The sequence below is a fragment of the Streptomyces mirabilis genome (genome assembly GCF_018310535.1).
In the GTDB taxonomy this organism is placed as follows: Bacteria; Actinomycetota; Actinomycetes; order Streptomycetales; family Streptomycetaceae; genus Streptomyces.
The window spans coordinates 4,372,185-4,386,794 of sequence record NZ_CP074102.1; the positions used below are offsets into that span (position 1 = coordinate 4,372,185).

At 70.1% G+C, this 14,610-nt stretch carries 18 protein-coding genes and 1 tRNA gene; 4 read left to right on the plus strand and 15 right to left on the minus strand.

What is annotated here, in order from left to right:
* Window positions 1-102: 102 nt before the first annotated feature.
* From SMIR_RS19335 to SMIR_RS19370, 8 genes are all read right to left on the minus strand, one after another.
* The gene (locus SMIR_RS19335) at window positions 103-1,011 is read right to left on the minus strand and encodes an RNA polymerase sigma factor SigF (RefSeq protein WP_168493265.1); all 909 of its coding nucleotides are present in this window, start codon (window positions 1,009-1,011) and stop codon (window positions 103-105) included.
* A 244-nt stretch (window positions 1,012-1,255) separates the two neighbouring features.
* On the minus strand, window positions 1,256-2,080 hold the full coding sequence (locus SMIR_RS19340) for an RNA polymerase sigma factor SigF (RefSeq protein ID WP_360269670.1): 825 nt from the start codon (window positions 2,078-2,080) through the stop codon (window positions 1,256-1,258).
* Between the two features lie 301 nt (window positions 2,081-2,381).
* Window positions 2,382-2,675 (minus strand): Dabb family protein, encoded by a 294-nt coding sequence (locus SMIR_RS19345; protein ID WP_168493263.1) that lies wholly within the window; start codon window positions 2,673-2,675, stop codon window positions 2,382-2,384.
* Window positions 2,676-2,715: 40 nt separating this feature from the next.
* Window positions 2,716-2,895, minus strand: a complete 180-nt coding sequence (locus SMIR_RS19350) for a hypothetical protein (protein WP_067377012.1) — start codon at window positions 2,893-2,895, stop codon at window positions 2,716-2,718.
* Between the two features lie 152 nt (window positions 2,896-3,047).
* Window positions 3,048-3,132 (minus strand) — tRNA-Ser (locus tag SMIR_RS19355).
* A gap of 74 nt (window positions 3,133-3,206) precedes the next feature.
* Window positions 3,207-3,638, minus strand: coding sequence for a tRNA adenosine(34) deaminase TadA (gene tadA / locus SMIR_RS19360; protein WP_101398907.1), 432 nt, complete (start codon window positions 3,636-3,638; stop codon window positions 3,207-3,209).
* Between the two features lie 176 nt (window positions 3,639-3,814).
* Window positions 3,815-4,357 (minus strand): tRNA adenosine deaminase-associated protein, encoded by a 543-nt coding sequence (locus SMIR_RS19365; protein WP_168501149.1) that lies wholly within the window; start codon window positions 4,355-4,357, stop codon window positions 3,815-3,817.
* Window positions 4,358-4,621: 264 nt separating this feature from the next.
* Window positions 4,622-4,957 (minus strand): hypothetical protein, encoded by a 336-nt coding sequence (locus SMIR_RS19370; protein ID WP_168486605.1) that lies wholly within the window; start codon window positions 4,955-4,957, stop codon window positions 4,622-4,624.
* 96 nt (window positions 4,958-5,053) lie between these two features.
* Between SMIR_RS19370 and upp the strand changes: the two genes are divergently transcribed.
* Complete coding sequence (gene upp / locus SMIR_RS19375) at window positions 5,054-5,689, plus strand: uracil phosphoribosyltransferase (RefSeq protein WP_101403573.1); 636 nt, start codon at window positions 5,054-5,056, stop codon at window positions 5,687-5,689.
* A 150-nt stretch (window positions 5,690-5,839) separates the two neighbouring features.
* On the opposite strand, the gene SMIR_RS19380 is transcribed toward upp, so the two are convergent.
* Together SMIR_RS19380 and SMIR_RS19385 are read right to left on the minus strand one after the other, a co-directional pair.
* On the minus strand, window positions 5,840-6,484 hold the full coding sequence (locus SMIR_RS19380) for a LytR C-terminal domain-containing protein (RefSeq protein WP_168501148.1): 645 nt from the start codon (window positions 6,482-6,484) through the stop codon (window positions 5,840-5,842).
* Window positions 6,485-6,684: 200 nt separating this feature from the next.
* Window positions 6,685-6,981, minus strand: coding sequence for a type II toxin-antitoxin system VapB family antitoxin (locus tag SMIR_RS19385; protein ID WP_003999914.1), 297 nt, complete (start codon window positions 6,979-6,981; stop codon window positions 6,685-6,687).
* Between the two features lie 105 nt (window positions 6,982-7,086).
* Between SMIR_RS19385 and SMIR_RS19390 the strand changes: the two genes are divergently transcribed.
* The gene (locus SMIR_RS19390; protein ID WP_168493262.1) at window positions 7,087-8,691 is read left to right on the plus strand and encodes a helicase HerA-like domain-containing protein; all 1,605 of its coding nucleotides are present in this window, start codon (window positions 7,087-7,089) and stop codon (window positions 8,689-8,691) included.
* 173 nt (window positions 8,692-8,864) lie between these two features.
* Here the strand turns inward: SMIR_RS19390 and SMIR_RS19395 are convergent, their stop codons facing one another.
* From SMIR_RS19395 to SMIR_RS19415, 5 genes are all read right to left on the minus strand, one after another.
* Entirely contained in the window at window positions 8,865-9,011 is a 147-nt protein-coding gene (locus tag SMIR_RS19395; RefSeq protein ID WP_168493261.1) for a hypothetical protein, read from the minus strand.
* Between the two features lie 70 nt (window positions 9,012-9,081).
* Complete coding sequence (locus SMIR_RS19400) at window positions 9,082-9,423, minus strand: hypothetical protein (protein ID WP_168493260.1); 342 nt, start codon at window positions 9,421-9,423, stop codon at window positions 9,082-9,084.
* A gap of 114 nt (window positions 9,424-9,537) precedes the next feature.
* On the minus strand, window positions 9,538-10,197 hold the full coding sequence (locus SMIR_RS19405; protein ID WP_168493259.1) for an HdeD family acid-resistance protein: 660 nt from the start codon (window positions 10,195-10,197) through the stop codon (window positions 9,538-9,540).
* Window positions 10,198-10,396: 199 nt separating this feature from the next.
* Entirely contained in the window at window positions 10,397-10,981 is a 585-nt protein-coding gene (locus tag SMIR_RS19410; RefSeq protein ID WP_168493257.1) for an HhH-GPD-type base excision DNA repair protein, read from the minus strand.
* A 36-nt stretch (window positions 10,982-11,017) separates the two neighbouring features.
* On the minus strand, window positions 11,018-11,743 hold the full coding sequence (locus tag SMIR_RS19415) for a siderophore-interacting protein (RefSeq protein WP_168493255.1): 726 nt from the start codon (window positions 11,741-11,743) through the stop codon (window positions 11,018-11,020).
* 78 nt (window positions 11,744-11,821) lie between these two features.
* On the opposite strand from SMIR_RS19415, the gene SMIR_RS19420 reads away from it, so the two are divergent.
* Together SMIR_RS19420 and SMIR_RS19425 are read left to right on the plus strand one after the other, a co-directional pair.
* Window positions 11,822-13,933 carry a penicillin acylase family protein gene (locus SMIR_RS19420; RefSeq protein WP_168493253.1) on the plus strand — a complete coding sequence of 704 codons (2,112 nt, stop codon included), beginning with the start codon at window positions 11,822-11,824 and terminating at the stop codon, window positions 13,931-13,933.
* Window positions 13,923-14,591, plus strand: coding sequence for a GNAT family N-acetyltransferase (locus tag SMIR_RS19425; RefSeq protein WP_168493251.1), 669 nt, complete (start codon window positions 13,923-13,925; stop codon window positions 14,589-14,591). The genes SMIR_RS19420 and SMIR_RS19425 overlap by 11 nt, the downstream gene beginning before the upstream one ends.
* The last annotated feature ends 19 nt before the right edge of the window (window positions 14,592-14,610 follow it).

Genomic DNA, 14,610 nt, shown 5'->3' on the forward strand with positions numbered 1-14,610 from the left:
GCGCCCACCAGGGCGCCTCGACGGCCACGGAGCCAAGTCGCTCGACGCATCGCGCCAGTGTGGCTGACGATCCGTCAATTATGAAGGGTCGAGCAGGGGGTCTCAGTCGGAGATCAGGCCCTCGCGGAGCTGGGCCAGGGTGCGGGTGAGGAGGCGGGAGACGTGCATCTGCGAGATGCCGACCTCCTCGCCGATCTGTGACTGGGTCATGTTGGCGAAGAAGCGCAGCATGATGATCCGGCGCTCGCGGGGCGGGAGTTTGGCGAGCAGCGGCTTCAGCGACTCGCGGTACTCGACGCCTTCCAGGGCGGTGTCCTCGTAGCCGAGGCGGTCCGCGAGGGAGCCCTCGCCGCCGTCGTCCTCGGGGGCCGGGGAGTCGAGGGAGGAGGCCGTGTAGGCGTTGCCGACCGCGAGGCCGTCGACGACGTCCTCCTCCGACACGCCCAGGACCGCGGCGAGTTCGGCGACGGTCGGGGAGCGGTCGAGCTTCTGGGAGAGCTCGTCGCTGGCCTTGGTGAGGGCCAGGCGCAGCTCCTGGAGGCGCCGCGGGACGCGGACGGACCACGAGGTGTCACGGAAGAACCGCTTGATCTCGCCCACGACCGTCGGCATCGCGAACGTCGGGAACTCCACGCCGCGTTCGCAGTCGAAGCGGTCGATCGCCTTGATCAGGCCGATGGTGCCGACCTGGACGATGTCCTCCATCGGCTCGTTGCGGGAGCGGAAGCGGGCCGCCGCGTACCGCACGAGCGGGAGGTTGAGCTCGATGAGGGTGTCCCGGACGTAGGCACGCTCAGGGCTGTTCTCGCCGAGTGCGGCGAGCCGCAGGAACAGGGAGCGGGACAGGGTGCGGGTGTCGATGGCTCCCGAGGTTTCGGGGGCCGCCGGGACGGCTTCGAGGGCCGGAGCGGCATCGGGGGCCGGGAGGGCCGGGACATCGTGAAGCGCGTCGGGCGCCGGTTCGCTCTTCGTGAGCGTGAGCACCTTCGAGCTGCCCTGGTCTGCGGACATGCCACCCCCTTTGGGTCGCGGACGGTAGCGGCGGACGCTCCCGTCGGAGGAACGCAGCCTCCACCTGAATACCGGCGGCGGGGCCGCGGCAAACGCTCTTCGGGGAGAATGTCACATGTCGGCAACACGCTGTAGTGACATGTCGACATGGAAGGGGTGAATCGGCCCTGGAAAAGAAGGGTCTGACGGTTTTTCGACGCTGAACTGTCGGAAAAGGAGCCCTTGAGCGATTCGCTCTTGTCGGTTACGCCTCGATCCTATTTGCGGATCGCAGCCGTGCGAAGCTCCGGGCGAGCAGCCTTGACACATGCATCTGGGAGACTCCCAGCTCGGCACTGATCTGTGACTGTGTCAGATTGCTGTAGTAGCGGAGGAGAAGGATCCGCTGCTCGCGCTCGGGCAGTTGTACGAGGAGGTGGCGGACGAGGTCGCGGTGTTCGACTCCGTCGAGGGCCGGGTCCTCGTAGCCGAGCCGGTCGAGCAGTCCCGGCAGCCCGTCACCCTCCTGGGCGGCTTCGAGGGAGGTCGCGTGGTACGAGCGTCCGGCCTCGATGCAGGACAGCACCTCCTCCTCGGTGATACGCAGCCGCTCGGCGATCTCGGCGGTCGAGGGGGAGCGCCCGAAGGCCGTCGTCAGGTCCTCCGTCGCGCTGTTCACCTGCACCCACAGCTCGTGCAGCCGGCGGGGTACGTGGACGGTGCGGACGTTGTCGCGGAAGTACCGCTTGATCTCTCCGACGACGGTCGGCATCGCGAAGGTCGGGAACTGTACGCCCCGGTCGGGGTCGAAGCGGTCGATCGCGTTGATCAGGCCGATGGTGCCGACCTGGACCACATCCTCCATCGGCTCGTTGCGGGAGCGGAAGCGGGCGGCCGCGTACCGCACGAGCGGCAGGTTCGCCTCGATGAGTGCCCCGCGTACGCGGTCGTGCTCCGTGGTGCCCGGCTCCAGCGTCTTGAGCTGGCCGAAGAGCAGCTGGGTGAGGGCCCGGGTGTCGGCGCCGCGGCGTCGCTCCGGGGTGACCTGCTCAGGGGTGACGCGTTCGTGGGCGATGTGCTCAGGGGCGATCTGCTCCGGGGTGACGCGTTCCTGGGCGATGGGTTCCGTGGTGATGTGTTCCTTGGGGATTTCCTGTGGCGGTGCTTGAGGCGCAGTACTGGCCGGCACGGTCAACTCCACCTCTATGATCCGTCAGATCCATCAACTCATCCGTCAAAAGCGGTCATAGCATCACAAGACATGTGCACTGTGTGCAAGCACCGGATAACACCGTGTTGAACAGGATTTAGGGAGAGTTGGGGCATAAGAAGCGGAAAAGCCCCCCACCGGTTTCCGGTGAGGGGCCCAGAGCGCGTCGGCTCGGATCGGTTCAGAACGGATAGTCGGCGATCACCCAGGTCGCGAACTCGCGCCACAGCGCGACGCCCGCCTGGTGTGCGGGATGCTCCAAGTACCGCTTCAGGGCGTCGGAGTCGTCGACCGCGGAGTTGATCGCGAAGTCGTACGCGACGGGCCGGTCGGTGATGTTCCAGCCGCACTCCCAGAACCGCAGCTCGGGGATCTGGTCGCCGAGCGGGCGGAAGGCGGCCGCGCCCTCGACGACGCGGGGGTCGTCACGCTCGACGCCTTCGTTGAGCTTGAAGAGGACCAGATGGCGGATCACGGGTACTCCCTGGTGGTACGGGCCGTGCGGGGGCGGCCGATCAGTTCTTGGCCCCGTCGGCGATCCACGTCATGAAGTCGCCGATGGACCGGGCGGCGGTCGAAATGCCCTCGAACCCTATCTGGACGTAGTCGGCCGCCTTCGCCGGATCCGTGATGATCACGTACAGCGCGAAGACGACGAGTATGTAGACGGCGATCTTCTTCGAATTCACCGCCATCGCGGCCTCCCTGTGACTGCTGCGCCCACTGGGCCCCCTGTGCCGGCGGCGAGTGTAACCTTCACCCCACTTTTTTGGACCAACGGCCCGCTGGTCGAGGTCCTTTGCCGTACGCACGAAGGGCCCCGTCTTGCGACGGGGCCCTTCTCAAGCGGTAGCGGAGGGATTTGAACCCTCGGTGACTTGCGCCACACTCGCTTTCGAGGCGAGCTCCTTCGGCCGCTCGGACACGCTACCGAGGGAGACCCTACCCCAAGGTGGGGCATGGTCTGAAATCCGTTTCCCGCCGCCGGTCCCGCCGCCCCGCGGAGTCAGCGGTCGCGGAAGAAACGGGTGAGCAGACTCGCGCACTCGTCCTCGAGTACGCCCCCGATCACCTCGGGGCGGTGGTTGAGCCGGCGGTCGCGTACGAGGTCCCAGACGGAACCGGCCGCGCCCGCTTTCTCGTCGCGGGCGCCGTAGACGACCCGGTCGACCCGGGACTGGACGAGTGCGCCCGCGCACATCGTGCAGGGCTCCAGGGTGACGACGAGCGTGCAGCCGGTCAGCCGCCACTCGCCGAGCCGCTGGGCGGCCCCGCGGATCGCGAGCACCTCGGCGTGCGCCGTCGGATCGCCCGTGGCCTCGCGTTCGTTGTGTCCGGTCGCGAGCACCGTCGTACCGTCCGTGGACAGCACGACGGCGCCGACGGGAACATCCCCGCCCTGGACGGCCCGGTGGGCCTCGTCCAGGGCGAGCCGCATCGCGGCCCGCCAGCGGTCGCGTACCGGATCTGCCGGATCTGCTGGAAAGGTCTCTTTTGTCGGGCTCACCCGGGAAATCTATCGGGCTCGCCCGGAAAACCGCCTCCCCCGGAAACCGCGGGAGCCGGGACCTGCCTTCCGGATCAGGTCCCAGGACCTGTCCGGCGGATCAGGAACTAGCGGACGGTCTCCAGGACCTCCGCCGCTCCCAGGGCTTCGGCGATCGTGCTGAGCGCGTCGCCTTCGTCCAGGGCGAGCAGTTCCTTCTCGCTCACACCGAGGTCGGCGAGGATCTCGCGGTCCCCGACGGGGCTGTGCGAGACGATCTCGCCGGAGACGCTCTCCTCCTCGTCGTCCTCGGAGTCGTTTGCGTCGTCGGGTTCACCGTCCTCGGTGCCGTCCAGGTCGAGGGAGTCCAGGTCGGCGTCGTCGTCGCCGGGCTCCCGTCCTAGTAGTTCGTCCGTGAGCAGGATCTCGCCGTACGAGCTGCGGGCAGCGGCTGCGGCGTCCGAGACGTAGATGCGAGGGTCCTCCTCACCGTCCACGCGGACGACGCCGAACCACGCGTCCTCCTGCTCGATGAGTACGAGCACCGTGTCCTCCTCCGAGGCTTCACGGGCCAGATCGGTCAGATCCGACAGGGTCTCCACATCGTCGAGCTCTGTGTCGCTCGCTTCCCACCCGTCTTCGGTGCGCGCGAGCAGTGCGGCGAAGTACACCGTGACTCTCCCACTGGTCATAGGCGTGCCGGTTGGGGGTCCCCCCGGCGGAGGTCGATTGGGCGGGGAGTGCTGCTCCGAGACCCCACCCACTCGGAATCGTGGCAGAAACAGAGCGTTCAGGGGACGTCTTCGGCCTGCTGTGTCTGCCTCTTTTGATCGCTAACAGCGGATCGTACGCGGCCCTCGGCGTCGTGTGTGCATGTCCCCGCCCTCACGGCGTGGGCGGATCACCAAGGAGCTGCAAAGGAGCTACCAACGGAGCTACCAACGGAAGGTGCGCATGCGCATGGCGTGACGGAGGCGGGCGACCTTGGCGCGGCGGGGCTGGACGCGGTCACGCAGCTCGCGCGCCTCGGTCAGGTCCCGGAGGAACTGGGCCCGGCGCCGCCGGCGCTCGGCGTCCGTCTCCGGCTGCCCGATCCGTTCGGTCCGTTCGGCACGTCCGGACCGATCGGATCGTTCGGCCTGCTCGGCACGTCCGGACCGTTCGGATTGTTCGACGCGGCGAAGTCGTACGGGCCGTTGGGCGGGTTCGGCCCCCTCGGCTCCTCCGAGTCGCTCCAGCTGCTCCGGGGACTCCTTTTCCCGGTCCGGCATAGGCCCACCACCCCAGGTCGGTCCCTACCGCATTCCCTCTGACGGGCGGTTTGATGCCAGCGCGAGGGACACGGGGGCACGGCTACTGTTATGGGCATGCGTCTCCACGTCGTCGACCACCCCCTGGTCGCCCATAAGCTCACCACCCTGCGCGACCGGCGCACCGACTCCGCGACCTTCCGGCGGCTCGCCGACGAGCTGGTCACCCTGCTCGCCTACGAGGCCACCCGGGACGTGCGCACCGAGCAGGTCGACATCGTGACCCCGGTCGCCTCCACCACGGGCGTCAAGCTGTCCTACCCGCGCCCGCTGGTCGTGCCGATCCTGCGTGCGGGCCTCGGCATGCTCGACGGCATGGTGCGGCTGCTGCCGACCGCCGAGGTGGGCTTCCTGGGCATGGTGCGCGACGAGGAGACGCTCCAGGCGTCCACGTACGCGACCCGGATGCCGGACGACCTCTCCGGGCGCCAGGTGTACGTCCTCGACCCGATGCTGGCCACCGGCGGCACGCTCGTCGCGGCGATCCAGGAGCTGATCAAGCGCGGCGCCGACGACGTCACCGCCGTGGTGCTGCTCGCCGCCCCGGAGGGCGTCGAGGTCATGGAGCGCGAGCTCGCGGGCACGCCGGTGACGGTCGTGACCGCGTCGGTCGACGAACGGCTCAACGAGCACGGTTACATCGTGCCGGGGCTGGGCGACGCGGGGGACCGGATGTACGGGGCGGCCGAGTAGGTTCCCGCACCTCGGCGGGACCCGCGACGGGCCTGCGCGGGACCGTCGCGGCCCTACGGGGCACTGAGTCGTCCCTTGGGTCCTCAGCGGTCTCACGAGGGCTGTCGGCGGCCTTATGGGGCGCCGACAGCCCTCGCTGTTCTCGGCTGTTCAGCAGTTCTTCGGAGAGGCGGACGCGGCCGGCTGGGGCCCGGACAGGGTGGCCAGGGCCTTGTCGGCGTCCTCCTTCTTCGTGAGGCTCTTGAAGCTGGTGCCGATGATCAGGTCGACCCGGTCGGCCTGGGCGCGGCCGTCCGTCTTCACCTCGGCGCCGGACAGTTGCGTGCCCAGTACCGGCAGCGCGGCTTGTGCGGCCCCCTTGGCGCCGAGCAGTATCCCGGCGCCGTTGACCTTCTTGTCGTACGTGGCCGTCGCGTTGCCCACGTCACCGATGCGGAACCCGCGCTTCTTCAGCTCGTCCGCGGTCTGCTTGGCGAGCCCACTGCGCGGCGTGGCGTTGAGGACGTTGACGGTGATCTGTCCGGGCCTGGGAAGCGTCCCGGCGGCGGTGGACGTCGTGGACGCCGTGGTCGCTTTGGCCGACGGGCCGGCCTTGGACGTGCAGTCGTCCTTCGCACCGGCCGCCGTGGCCTTGTCGCCCTTGCCCGTGAAGACATCGATGAGCTGCAGGGTTCCCCACCCGATCAGCCCTAGCGCGGTGACGGAGGCGACGACCAGGAACACGAGCCTGCGACGCCCCCGGGGTCGGCGCATCCGTGGGTATTTGTCCCCCGTGATCCGGTACTGGCCGCCCATGCCAGGGGGAGTGAGCATGCTCATGGGCGCAGCGTAGTGTGCCGCGGCGGTGATTCCTACTAAATGATCATCGGTCGAGGCTCAGTCCAACCCAAAAGGGTCAACGAGCGGGGATCCCGGGCCTCGAAGAGGCCCTCGCGTCCCCGCGCCCGGTCTCGGCCGAGTCCGTCTCTGTCGAGACCGTCTCGGCCGACGCCGTCTCAGTCGAGTTCGAGCACACGTGCGTGGAGCACCTGGCGCTGTTGCAGCGCGGCGCGTACGGCGCGGTGCAGGCCGTCCTCGAGGTACAGGTCGCCCTGCCACTTCACTACGTGCGCGAACAGGTCGCCGTAGAACGTGGAGTCCTCGGCGAGGAGGGTCTCCAGGTCCAGCTGGCCCTTGGTCGTCACGAGCTGATCGAGGCGGACCGGGCGCGGCGCGACGTCCGCCCACTGCCGGGTGCTTTCCCGGCCGTGGTCGGGGTACGGCCGTCCGTTTCCGATGCGCTTGAAGATCACACGGAAAGCCTACCGGCCCAGACCTTCCGGGCGCAGCCATGGCGACGTAGTGCGACGCTGGAAAAGACGCCTTAAATCAGTGCAAACCGGGAACAGGGGCCTGATATGAGCGACAGCGAAGCACCTCCCGCGGTGGCACCCGAAGGTGTGAGCGGCGCCCGTGGGCTCCCCCAGGAGGCCCTGGAGATCGCCTCCGGTTACGCGTTCTCCGGACCCGCGCTCGACCTGGGCGCACTGCTCTGGGACGGGCGGTGTCTGCCGGACGCCCGGATCCGCATTCCGCTGCTCGTGCTCAACCGGCACGGGCTGGTCGCCGGAGCCACCGGCACCGGTAAGACCAAGACGCTGCAGCTGATCGCCGAGCAGTTGTCCGCGCAGGGCGTGCCGGTGTTCCTCGCCGACATCAAGGGTGATGTCTCCGGGATCTCGGCGCCGGGCGTGTCGAACGACAAGGTGCTGGCGCGTGCCCAGGAGGTCCACCAGGAGTGGACGCCGACCGCCTGCCCGGCCGAGTTCTACGCGCTCGGCGGCATGGGCAAGGGCATCCCCGTACGGGCGACGGTCACCAGCTTCGGCCCGGTCCTGTTGTCCAAGGTGCTCCAGCTCAACCAGACCCAGGAGCAGTCGCTCGGCCTGATCTTCCACTACGCCGACCAGAAGGGTCTGGAACTGTTCGACCTCAAGGACCTGCGGGCCGTCGTCACCTTCCTGACCTCGGACGAGGGCAAGGCGGAGCTGAAGGGCATCGGTGGCCTGTCGCCCGCGACGGCGGGCGTGATCCTGCGCTCCCTGACCGCCTTCGAGGCGCAGGGCATGAGCCCGTTCTTCGGGGAGCCGGAGTTCGACACGAGCGAGCTGCTGCGGACGGCTTCGGACGGGCGCGGGACGGTGTCCGTCCTCGAACTCCCCGAGGTCCAGGACAAACCGCGGCTCTTCTCGACCTTCCTGATGTGGATGCTCGCCGATCTCTTCCACGACCTCCCGGAGGTCGGCGACATCGACAAGCCGAAACTGGTCTTCTTCTTCGACGAGGCGCACCTGCTCTTCACCGACGCGTCGAAGGCCTTCCTGGAGTCGATCACCCAGACCGTGCGGCTCATTCGTTCGAAGGGGGTCGGCGTCTTCTTCGTGACGCAGACCCCGAAGGACGTGCCGTCCGACGTCCTCGCCCAGCTCGGCAACCGTGTCCAGCACGCGTTGCGCGCCTTCACACCGGACGACCAGAAGGCGCTGAAGGCCACGGTGAAGACCTTCCCCAACTCCGCGTACGACCTGGAGGAGGTCCTCACCGGCATCGGCACCGGGGAGGCCGTGGTGACCGTGCTGAGCGAGAAGGGCGCGCCGACGCCGGTCGCGGCAACCCGGCTGCGGGCCCCGCAGTCCCTGATGGGCCCCGTCGATCCGGCCGCGCTGGACCGGGCGGTGCAGGCGTCCCCGCTGTACGGGCGCTACGCGCAGGCGGTCGACCGCGAGTCCGCGTACGAGAAGCTCGCGGCCCGGGACGCGGCAGCCGCGCAGACCGCCGCCCAGGCGGCTCCGGAGGCCGGGCGGGCGCCCGCGAAGGGCGGTGGCCGGGCGAAGGAGGAACCCTCGGTCGTCGAACAGGTCGTCGGCAGCGGCATTTTCAAGTCCCTGGCGCGGTCGATGGGCACGCAGATCGGCAGGGAGATCACCCGCTCCCTCTTCGGAACGGCTCGGCGCAGACGGTAGCCGCCAGCCGGTAGTTGGTAGTCGGTGTTTGTCATCTGTCATCTGTCATCTGTGACCTGTGACCTGTGACCTGTGACCTGTGACCTGTCAGCTGACAGGAAGTGAGGCGAGCGCCCCGCACGCGGTCGGGGCGCCCGCCTCGGTGTTCCCTCGGTTGTGCCAGGCCGTTGTGCCTAGCTGTTTCCGTGCTCCTTGGGCGAGGGCGTCCGCACCTGCCGGGCGTCAGGAGCGGTCCTGGACTCGGGCTGCGGCTTGGGCGTGTTGCGGACGGCTTCCGCGCGCAGGAGGGCGCGCAGGACCGCGTACGGGTCGGTGGGCATGACTGTGTCCTTGCGTTCGCTGGTGCACTGACTGGCTGGTGGGGACGGTCCGGAGGCCGGGCCGGGCCTGTCAGCAGCGCAGGACCACTGAGCGCAGGGCGTGCAGTGTGCGGGAGTGCGACGGCGGTACGCGACGGGGGCGGGACGCCGGCTCCGGGCCGTCGGGAGCGGTCGGTGCGGGGCGCAGCGGGTTGAGGGGGTGGTGGTCCTGCCGGGTGGGCGGGCGAAGGGCCGTGTCGAGTACGTCGTGTTCGGCGCCACAGTCCGTTTCGGCGGAGGCCGCGACGGGGGTCGGGGCGAGGGCGTCGACGTGGGTGCCCGCCGCGAGGATCGTGACGACGAGGAGCGTCAGAACCCGCATCCACACGTGCCGGTGCGGCGGGCGCGGCCGGCGGTGCGGAGAGGGGCTCATAGGAGGTCGTGTCCCCATCCGGAGTGGGTGGTTCATCGGGTCGGCGGCGAGATCCGCCCTCATGGGCTACCGGTGAGGCGCGGAGTTGACGTACGGCGTGGACGCGTCGTTCGGTCAGACGACGGCCGGGATGTGCTTGGCGCGGCCGCGGATCACGAACGCCGTGATGATTTCCGTGACGCCGACCGCGATGAGCCAGCAGCCGCCGACGAGGGTGAGGACGGCGACCGAGGTGAACGGGGACACGATCAGGACGATCCCCGCGAGGAAGCTGACGATTCCGAGGAAGATCTGCCAGCCGCGGGCCGGCACGGTCGGGTCGGACGCGGCGGCCAGGGTCTGGGTGATGCCGCGGAACAGCCAGCCGATGCCGATCCACAGGGCGAGCAGGAGGGTCGACTGCATCGGGCCCCGGAAGCAGAACAGGCCGAGCAGGATCGAGAGGGCACCGCTGATGAAGGCCATGACGCGCAGCGAGGTCGCGACGTGGGTGCCGAACGCGGCGACGAGCTGGAGTACGCCGCTGAAGAGCAGGTAGAGGCCGAAGAGCACGCCCGCGGCGAGCAGGGAGGCGCCCGGCCAGACCAGCACCAGCACGCCCAGGACGAAGGCCGCGATGCCGGCGAGCAGGACGGCTTGCCAGGCGCTGCGGGCGATGAGGTGCAGGGGGCCTTCGGGGGCGACGTGCGGCTCGCGGTCGTGGATGTGGCGGTCGTGGATGTGGCGGTCGTCGTACTGCGGGCCGTGGCGGGGAGCGTTCGGTACCTCACTCATGCTCCATGCTCTGGCCGGGCGGGGCCGCCCTGCCACCGCGGTGACCCATCCGACGGACCCACGGGCGGCCTCGTCCGCGAACGCCGGACGGGCTGAAGACGCGGGGCGAAGCCCCCGCCCGAGGGGTGCGGGGAACTGCGCGACCAGCCCCCACCATCCCGCAGCCGACAAACTCGCCCCGGGGTCGGAAAGTGGCGGGTTACTTGCCGGAGGCCTTCGCCTGGGCCTTCATTTCCTGTTTGTGGGCGCGGACCTTCGCCAGGGACTCCGGGTCGGTGATGTCGGCGACGGAGCGGAAGGAGTCGAGCTCGCCGTACGCCCCCGCCGCCTCGCGCCAGCCCTTGGGCCGCACACCGAACTGCTTGCCGAGGAGGGCCAGGAAGATCTGGGCCTTCTGGGCGCCGAAGCCGGGCAGTTCCTTGAGCCGCCGCAGCAACTCCTCGCCGGTCGTGACGCCCTCCCAGACCTTGGCCGCGTTCCCGTCGTAGTGCTCCACGAGGTACTGGCACAGCTGCTGGATCCGCTTGGCCATGGACCCGGGATAGCGATGCACGGCCGGCTTCGCGGTGAGCAGCGCGGCGAACTTCTCCGGGTCGTACGCGGCGATCTCGTGCGCGTCCAACTCGTCCGCACCCATGCGCGAGGCGATCGTGCGCGGTCCCTTGAACGCCCACTCCATCGGCACCTGCTGGTCCAGCAGCATCCCGGTCAGGGCGGCGAGGGGACTGCGGCTGAGCAGCGCGTCCGCTTCGGGATCCTGGGCGATGTGAAGGCTGACGTCCATGCCTCGATGATCCCGCGTGAGGGTGCGGAACGCCTCTCAGGCCCCCGTGCGCCAGTGGCCCATGGCATTCACCCGTTGTCTCGGGACGGAGAGTTCCTTGCGGACGTACGTCGTGAGGGCCCGGGTCGTGGTGGTGTCGCAGGTGATCCTGACGTACGGGGCGGACTGGTCCTTGAGGAGGTCGGGGAGGGACTCCTTGACCCGGGTGACGAGAGGGGCACCCCGGCGCGGGACGGCGCGCAGGTCGTGGAGTGCCGGGCGGGTGCGGAGCGGGAGCCCGTCCGTGCCGTGGTCCGTCTCGAACCAGATCGTCGCCGGGACCGTACCGACCGCCTCCAGGAGGGAGTTGAGGGCGGGGAGGGAGGCCGAGTCGGCGACGGCGAAGACGTGGGACGGGGCCGGGTCCGGCTCCGTGAACGCGGTGCCGTGGACCGTGGCCTCGATGGTGTCCCCGGGCTTCGCCGCCCGCGCCCAGTCGCTCGCGCGCCCCTCGTGCAGTGCGAACTCCAGTCCGAAGGTGCCGTTCGCCGGGTCGGGGTCGACCAGGGTGTACGCCCGCTGGTGCGGCTTGCCCGCGTTGTCGAACCACAGCCGGACCCACATGGTCGGGTGCACTCCGGTCGCCGCGAGCATGCCGCCGTCGGTGAGGCGCAGGCGCCGGTGGCGCGGGGTGATGTCATCGGCTCCGGTCACCGTGAACTCGAAGTCCTTGCCGCGCAGCAGCTTGAGTACCGCGCCTTCCCAGCCATGCCCCTGGCCCATCGGCTCTCCACCCCTCGCGTACGATTTCGCCCCAATGGAAGTTAGGTTAGCCTAACCTCATAAAAGTGGGGATGGATTGTGACCGCCGAGCTCTACCGTGACCCTTGGGGGATCCCCCACCTGCGCGCCACCGGCGCCCGCGCCCTCGCCCGTGCCCAGGGGCGTGTCACCGCCCTCGACCGTGCCTGGCAACTGGAGGTCGAACGGCACCGTTCGCAGGGCACGTCCGCCGCGTTCCTCGGCGCCGAGGCCGTCGGCTGGGACCGGTTCGCACGCCGGGCCCGGCTCGACGACACCGCGAGACGTTGCTTCACGGCGCTGGAGAGACGGGATCCGGAGACCGCCGACTGGGTCGTCGCGTACGTCGACGGGGTCAACGAGGGACTGGCCGAAGGCGCCGGGCGCGCACCGGAGTTCGCGGAGACCGGGCTCGCCCCGGGGCGCTGGGAGCCCTGGACCCCGCTCGGCGTCTGGCTCGGCGCGCACATCCTCTTCGCCGGTTTCCCCGCCAAGCTGTGGAGGGAGGAGGTCGTCCGCCGGATCGGACCGGAGGCCGTGGACCTCTTCGCCGCCGACGGTCCCGGCACCTCCGGCAGCAACGGTTGGCTCGTCACGGGCGAGCGGACCGGCGCCGGGCAGCCCGTCATCGCGGGCGACCCCCACCGCTTCATCGAGGACCCCGGCGTCTACCAGCAGATCCACCTCTCCTGCCCGGAGTTCGACGTCGTCGGCCTCGCCGTCCCCGGCGTCCCGGGAATCGCCCACTTCGCCCACACGGGCACGGTCGCCTGGGCCATCACCAACGCGATGGCCGACTACCAGGACCTGTACCGGGAACGACTGCGACGCGTCGGACCCCAGGGACCGGAGGGAACGGGCAGCTGGGAGGCGCTCGACCCGGACGGGGAGTGGCGGGCCGTCGCCCGGCACATGGAGACGGTCGAGGTGGCGGGCGGTGAACCCGTCGAGGTCGAGGTTGTCGAGACCCCGCGCGGACCGGTCGTCATCGGGGGAGCGGAGATGACCGAGGGCGTCGAACCCATCAGCCTCCGCTACCCGGCCCGCGTCACCGAAGACCTCGGCTTCAGCGCGCTCCTCCCCCTCCTCAGGGCCCGCGAAGTCGCCGACGTCGACCGGGCGTTCGACCACTGGGCCGAGCCCGTGAACGTCGTCCAGGCCGCCGACACGGAGGGCGGCGTACTGCACCGGGTCGCCGGCCGGGTCCCGCTGCGCGGCGCGGACAACCGCACCCGGATCGTCGCCGCCTGGGAGCCCGGGCACGAATGGCTGGGCTGGCACGAAATGCCGTACGGGACGGTCGAGGACGGCGTCGCCGTGATGGCGAACCAGCGCGGCCCCGCCGGTCCGCTCGGCGTCGAGTTCGCCCCGTTCCACCGTGCCGCCCGGATCCGGCAACTCCTCGACGAGCGGCCGAAGTGGTCGGCCCAGGACATGGCGGACATCCATATGGACACCCATCTGGCCTCCGCCGCACCCCTGATGGGCCACCTCGCCGCCCTCGACGGACTCGGCATCGAGGCGACCGCCCTGCGCGACTGGCTGCTCGGCTGGGACCGCCGGATGGCGGCCGACAGCATGGCGGCGGCCGCCTACTCCGCGGTGCGCGGCGCGGTCGTACGGCGGCTCGCCGCGCACCCCGCCTTCGCCGCGCTGGCCGACCCGCCCGCGTACCCCGAGGTCTTCCGCCCCTGGCTCGCCCTCCTCCCCCGCGTCGGCCTCGCCCTCGAACACCTGCTGAAGGCCGAGGAGTTGTACGGCATCGACCGCGCCGCCCTCGTCCGCGAGGCCGTCGAGGAGGCGGCCGCACAACCGCTCGGCGTCTGGGGCGACACCCACCGCCTCGCGCCCTGGCGCGCGCTCACGACCACCTCGTACGACGAACCGGGGCTCTCCGGAGACCACGACTGCGTGCTGTGCACCTCGACGGTCCCCGGCCTGACCGACCTGAGCGCGCGCGGCCCGGCGGCCCGTTACGTCTGGGACCTCGCCGACCGCCGCCAGAGCCTCTGGGTGGTCCCCTTCGGCGCCTCGGGGGTCCCGGGCTCGGCCCACCACCGCGACCAACTCCCCTTGTGGCTCAAGGGAGAACTGGCCCCGGTCGTCACCGACTGGAGCCGGCTGACACAGGAGCAGGAGACAGAGAAGGTTGAGGACAACCATGAGCAGTGAGCCGTACGCCGCCGACCGCGAGGCCGTGCACGAGCAGAAGATCGACGGCTTCGGGACCGTGCGCGTCCTGCCCGTCGAGCCGCACGCCGACCTGGACGTCATCCACCGCTGGGTGAGCGAGGAGCGTGCCGTGTTCTGGGGCATGAACGGGCTCACGAAGCAGCAGGTGCTGGAGACGTACGTCCACCTGGACTCGCTCGACACCCACCACGCCTTCCTCGCGCTCAAGGACGGCGAGCCCGCCGCGCTCTTCCAGACGTACGAGCCCGAGGCCGACCGGGTCAGCGAGTGCTACGCCGTCGAGCCCGGCGACATCGGCGTCCACCTGCTGATCGGCCCCGCGGGGTCCGGCGGTGGCCGGGCGGGCTGGTCGTCCGCGCTGCTGACCGCGTTCACCGTGTACGTGCTGATCGGCCTCGACCGGCAGCGGGTCGTGGTCGAACCCGACGCGCGCAACGAGAAGGCGATCACGCGCCTGATCCGGCAGGGCTTCGTACCCGGCCGGGAGATCGTGCTTCCCGAAATCGACCTTCCCGAGGTCTACTTGCCCGAGAAGCGGGCCCGGCTGGCCTTCCTGACGCGGGAGGCGGCCCTCGCAGGGGTTTCCCCGCTGGGCTCGTCGGCGGGTTCCCCGGTGGGCTCCTCGCCGGGAGAGTGAGCACGGCGCCGGATTCGTC